This window comes from uncultured Thermus sp. (genome assembly GCF_938010445.1).
GTDB classification, from domain to species: Bacteria; Deinococcota; Deinococci; order Deinococcales; family Thermaceae; genus Thermus; species Thermus altitudinis.
In genome coordinates this window covers 1-4,785 of sequence record NZ_CALLUR010000021.1, presented here as the reverse complement: position 1 = coordinate 4,785, position 4,785 = coordinate 1, and the positions used below count along the sequence as shown (strand labels likewise).

Here is a 4,785-nt window from a genome sequence, read left to right as displayed (position 1 = left end):
GCATAGGCGGAAAGCACCTGGGCCAGGTACTCCCGGGGCTCGTCCCTATCTTGGAAGCGGAGGAAGGCGTAGAGGTTCCCTTCCCGGGCGAGGCCCCTTAGGGTATAGCCGATGCCGCCGTTATAGGCGGTGACCGCGCAGGCCACTTGCTCCAGACCCCTGTAGGCGGCGCAGCGCTCCAGGAGCCAGCGCAGGTAGCGGGCGGCGTAGCGGATGCTGGCCTCGGGATCAAAAGGATCGGCGGGATCCTCCCCCAGCATGCGGGCCACATCCGCCCAGGTGCTCCTTAGGAACTGGCCCAGGCCCAAGGCCCCCGTGGGGCTTACCGCCAGGGGGTCAAAGCGGCTTTCCACGTGGAGAAGGGCGTACAGCAGACTGGGGTCAAGGCCTTCCTTTCGGGCATACCCTTCCACCCACTCCCGGTAGGGACGGGGATAGGCCATGGCGGTGGGCCAGGCGGCCCGGATACCCTCCCGGTAAGCCCCCAAGCGGTAAAGGAGGGGCACCAAGGCCGGCCAATCCTTGGGCCTTTGCCAAAGGGCGTAGCGCACCACCCCCCGGGCCCAGGCCTCCTTACCCCCTAGGCGGAGGGCCTCCACGGTAGACGCCTCTGGGGGTGGCGGAAGGGAAGGGGCGGGCGGAGGCGGCTCGGGTTCCTTGCCCACAAGGAGGCCAAGCCCCCCCTTGAGGAGGGTAAAGGCCTCCCCTTGCACCCCGGTCAAGCCCAGCCCCCCCGCCAACACATAGGCCCTTAGGGCGGCGTCATCGGCGTAAGGGCTTTTCCCACCGGCCAAGGTGAGGTAAAGGGGAAGGGCCTCCCGCTTAAGGCCTTGCCGCTCTAGAAGCCCCGCAGCCCGCCAAAGGCCCTCGGGGGTACTCCGCCGGTAGGCCTGTACCGCCTCGAGGACCCTCCCCATCTCCTCCAGGATCCGCCCTTGGGCATAGCGGCTTTCCGGATGGTCGTAACGGGCCAGGGCTTCCAAGGCCTCCTCCCTACGCCCAAGCCGCCAAAGGACATGGCCCAGACCCAGGTACCCCCGGGGATCCTCCTGGGCCCAGGCTTGGTAGGAGGGCAAAGCCTCCTGGAAGCGCCCCAAGCGGAAAAGCGCCTGGGCGCGGAGGTCCGGGCGTACCCCCTCGGGAAGAACCCTGAGCAGCGCCTCATAGGCCCTACCCCGGAATAGGGCCAACCAAAGCCTTTCCCCTTCACCCAGGGAAAGGAGGGCCTCCACGGCCTCTCTTTCCGGCAGAAGCCTTTGCCAGGCAGAAAAAGCCCGGGGGTCTTGGGCCTTTTGCAAAAGGCGCGCCGCTTTGCGCCAGGCCTCCCGAGCCTCCCAGCCTGGCTCAAAGGCCCTTACCCCTTCCAGGAAGAGGGCATAGCGCCACGCATACTCCGCCCGCTCCGCCAAGGGCACCTCCTCCTGGTCCACCAGGAGCCAGCCTGCCAGCATCCGGGCATACCCCTCGCCTCCCGCGGCCACCTGGCGCACCTCCTCTACCCTTCCTCCTTCCAAGGTGGCAAAGGGCTCGGGAAGGCCTTGGGCGCGGCAGGAGGCCAGCAGCAGCAAAAGGAGCGGGATCCCGCGCACCCCCCCACCCTAACAAAACTCCCATGAGAAGCCTAAGGGCCGCGCCCCGACCTTCGTCTGGCAGAGGCATTCCTTCCCTTAACGGAAGTCCCCCTGGCAGAACCCCCGGACCAGGGCGTAGCCTGATGGGGCTTATGGCTATGGAAGGACGTATTCCCCCCCACAGCCTCGAGGCGGAACAGAGCGTCCTGGGGGCCATTCTCCTGGATTCGGATGTCCTGGACGAACTGGAAGGCCTCCTCCCCTCCCCCGAGGCCTTTTACGCCGAGGCCCACCGCAAGATCTATGCGGCCATGCAGGCCTTAAGGTCCCAGGGCAAGCCCGTGGACCTGGTGACCCTGGCGGAGGAGCTTTCCCGCCGGGGGGAGCTGGAAGGGGTTGGAGGGTTGAGCTACCTGGTGCAGCTTTCCGAGGCCACCCCCACCGCCGCCTATGCGGAGCACTACGCCCGCATCGTGGCGGAGAAGTGGACCCTGAGAAAGCTCATCCAAGCAGCCGGGGAGGCCATGCGCCTGGCCTATGAGGAGGCGGGAAGCCTGGATGAGATACTGGACACCGCGGGCAAAAAGATCCTCGAGGTGGCCCTTACCCAAACGGACACCGAGGCCCGTTCCATTCGCGAACTGGTGCACGAAACCTTTGAGCACATAGAATCCCTCTTCCAAAACAAGGGGGAGGTGGCCGGGGTACGCACCGGCTTCAAGGAGCTGGACCAGCTCATCGGCACCCTGGCCCCGGGCTCCTTGAACATCATCGCCGCCCGCCCGGCCATGGGAAAGACCGCCTTCGCCCTCACCATCGCCCAAAACGCCGCCCTAAAAGAGGGGGTGGGGGTGGGGATCTACTCCTTAGAGATGCCCGCCTCCCAGCTCACCCTACGCCTCATGTGCTCGGAGGCCCGGATTGATATGAACCGGGTGCGCCTGGGCCAGCTCACAGACCGGGACTTCTCCCGCCTGGTGGACGTGGCAGGCCGGCTTTCCGAGGCCCCCATCTACATTGACGACACCCCGGACCTCACCCTGATGGAGCTTAGGGCCCGGGCAAGAAGGCTTAGGAGCCAGCACGACGTGGGCCTATTGATCATAGATTACCTCCAACTCATGTCCGGCCCCGGGGCCGGTAAACAGGGGGAAAACCGCCAGCAGGAGATCGCCGCCATCTCCCGTGGGCTTAAGGCCTTGGCCCGGGAACTCAACGTGCCCGTCATCGCCCTAAGCCAGCTCTCCCGGGCGGTGGAGGCCAGGCCCAACAAGCGCCCTATGCTCTCGGACTTAAGGGAATCCGGCAGCATAGAGCAGGACGCGGACCTGGTCATGTTCATCTACCGGGACGAGTACTATAACCCCCATTCGGAAAAGGCGGGCATCGCCGAGATCATCGTGGGCAAGCAACGCAACGGCCCAACTGGCACGGTAGAGCTCCAGTTCCACGCCGCCCACGTGCGCTTCAACGACCTGGCCCGGGAGCCTTGAGGAGGGTGGCCGCCCCTTGGGCCAGGGCCTCCTTGAGGTCCCGGTGGCCCAGGGCCAGGCCCGAGGAGAGGGCCTCGAGGTAGCTCTCCTCAATGAGGGCAAGCTCTATGACAAGGATCTTCTCAAAGGCCTCCAACGCCCCATAGATCTCTGGGCCCCGCAGCGCCGAGCGCATATGCTCCAAGGACAGCTCCTGCACGAGGCCCATGGCGGGGACCATGGCCCTCGGACCAATCCCCAGCCTGGCATGCACCAAGCCGATGCGCCTCCTCCCCTCCGCATAGGCCTGGTCGTAGACACCGGTAAAAAGCTCCCCATACCAGCGGGCGAAGGTGCCGTAAAGCCGCTCCACCCTTCCGGGTACCCCGTAGAGGATCTCCCTCAGCTCGCTATCCTGCCCCAAGTAGTCGTAGAAGGCCAAGGCCACCTCGGGGGCCAAAGGAATCATCAAGGCTCCCAACTCTTGGAGCATGGCCGCATGCGCCTGGGTAAAACCGGTGCGGCGCTTGAGGAGTTCCAGCAGGACCCCGGGGTCCACGGGACAAATGTACCTGGCCCGGCCTCGCCATGTCTAGGGTAAAAGCCCCAGGGGAGGGGGTCCCCTGGGGCTTTTCCTCCGTTCCTTAGGCCCTGGGGTCCAGCCCTAGCCTAAGGGCCACCTCCCGCCGCAGGGCCTCGGGGTCCAGCTCCCCGCGGGCCGCCTTCAGCGCCTTTTCCCTAATCTCCTCCGCGCTCACCCCCTCCGGCCCACCCAGGGCCGCCTTCCGCACCCCCTCCCCATAGGTCCTGGCCTCCTCGAGGGTGGGGCGCACCAGACGCACCTTGGAATCGTAGAAGACGGCGCTTCCCCCGGTCAGGTCCGAAAGCGTCACATCCTTCAGCACCGGGTCCACCCGCATGGCGGCGTTGGCGTGGATGCCCGCGGCCCTACGGGGATCGGCCTTGATCACCTGGCCGTTGATCTCCAGGTCGCTGGCCCCGTAGGCCCAGTGGCCGAACCCTAAGGCGAAGGCGATGTGCCCGGGGCGGATGCCCTCCATGACCTTCAGCTTGCCCACCATGGGCTTCTTGCCAAAGGGTCCCAAGTCCCAAACCCCTTCGGGGTTGCTGGCGGAAACCACCTTGACCAGCTCCCCATCCTTGAAGCCCAGCCGCCTGGCGTCCTCGGGATGGATGGCGATGTAGTTCTCGGGGGTGATGTTGAGAAGCCAGTAGTTGGAAATGGTACGGCTCTTGGTCATGGTGATCCAGCGATGGGTGATCAGGTTGAGGTCAAAATCCTCGCCATCCTGGATGGGCTGGTCCAAGGCATCCGTGTAAGGGGGGAAGAGGCGCGGCAGAGGCCAGTAGGGCTTTCCGGTCATGCTGTTTTTGGTCTTGGCGTGTTTTTCCAGGTACAGGTTGATCTGCCTGCCATAGGGGTTGGCCACGGTGCCATCAGGCTTGAAGGCCTTCTCAAAGCGCTGGAAGCGCCCGCCACGGTTCAGGACGTACACGGCCCGCCGGAAGAGGCCCTCATCCCCGATGGCCGCCTTCCACTTCTCCAGGTCAAACACCGAAGGGGGCAGGTGGCGGCGGGCCTTCTGGAAGATCTCCAGCTCCCGGTCATCGGCCTCGGGCACGGCCTCCGAGCCATCGGCCTTCTCCCCGAAGGCCAGGTTGGCCACCAGTTTCAGGTAGAAGTCCTCGGGCCTGCGGAAGGGCATGCCGTTCTTGAAGCC

The 4,785-nt window shown here is 65.5% G+C and carries 4 protein-coding genes; 1 reads left to right on the top strand and 3 read right to left on the bottom strand.

Annotated elements, in window-relative coordinates:
• Positions 1-1,589 (bottom strand): transglycosylase SLT domain-containing protein (locus tag Q0693_RS01090; protein ID WP_298628510.1); only part of this gene is annotated, 1,589 nt, incomplete at its 3' end.
• A 140-nt stretch (positions 1,590-1,729) separates the two neighbouring features.
• On the opposite strand from Q0693_RS01090, the gene dnaB reads away from it, so the two are divergent.
• Positions 1,730-3,064, top strand: a complete 1,335-nt coding sequence (gene dnaB / locus Q0693_RS01085) for a replicative DNA helicase (protein WP_298628512.1) — start codon at positions 1,730-1,732, stop codon at positions 3,062-3,064.
• On the opposite strand, the gene Q0693_RS01080 is transcribed toward dnaB, so the two are convergent.
• Together Q0693_RS01080 and Q0693_RS01075 are read right to left on the bottom strand one after the other, a co-directional pair.
• Positions 3,039-3,602 (bottom strand): protoglobin domain-containing protein, encoded by a 564-nt coding sequence (locus tag Q0693_RS01080; RefSeq protein ID WP_298628509.1) that lies wholly within the window; start codon positions 3,600-3,602, stop codon positions 3,039-3,041. The genes dnaB and Q0693_RS01080 overlap by 26 nt on opposite strands.
• A gap of 85 nt (positions 3,603-3,687) precedes the next feature.
• On the bottom strand, positions 3,688-4,785 hold a 1,098-nt coding region (locus tag Q0693_RS01075), incomplete at its 5' end, for a molybdopterin dinucleotide binding domain-containing protein (RefSeq protein ID WP_298628508.1).

Coding starts and splice junctions, on each gene's coding strand:
- dnaB (WP_298628512.1), top strand. CDS start 1,730: ATGGAAGGACGTATTCCCCCCCACAGCCTCGAGGCGGAACAGAGCGTC.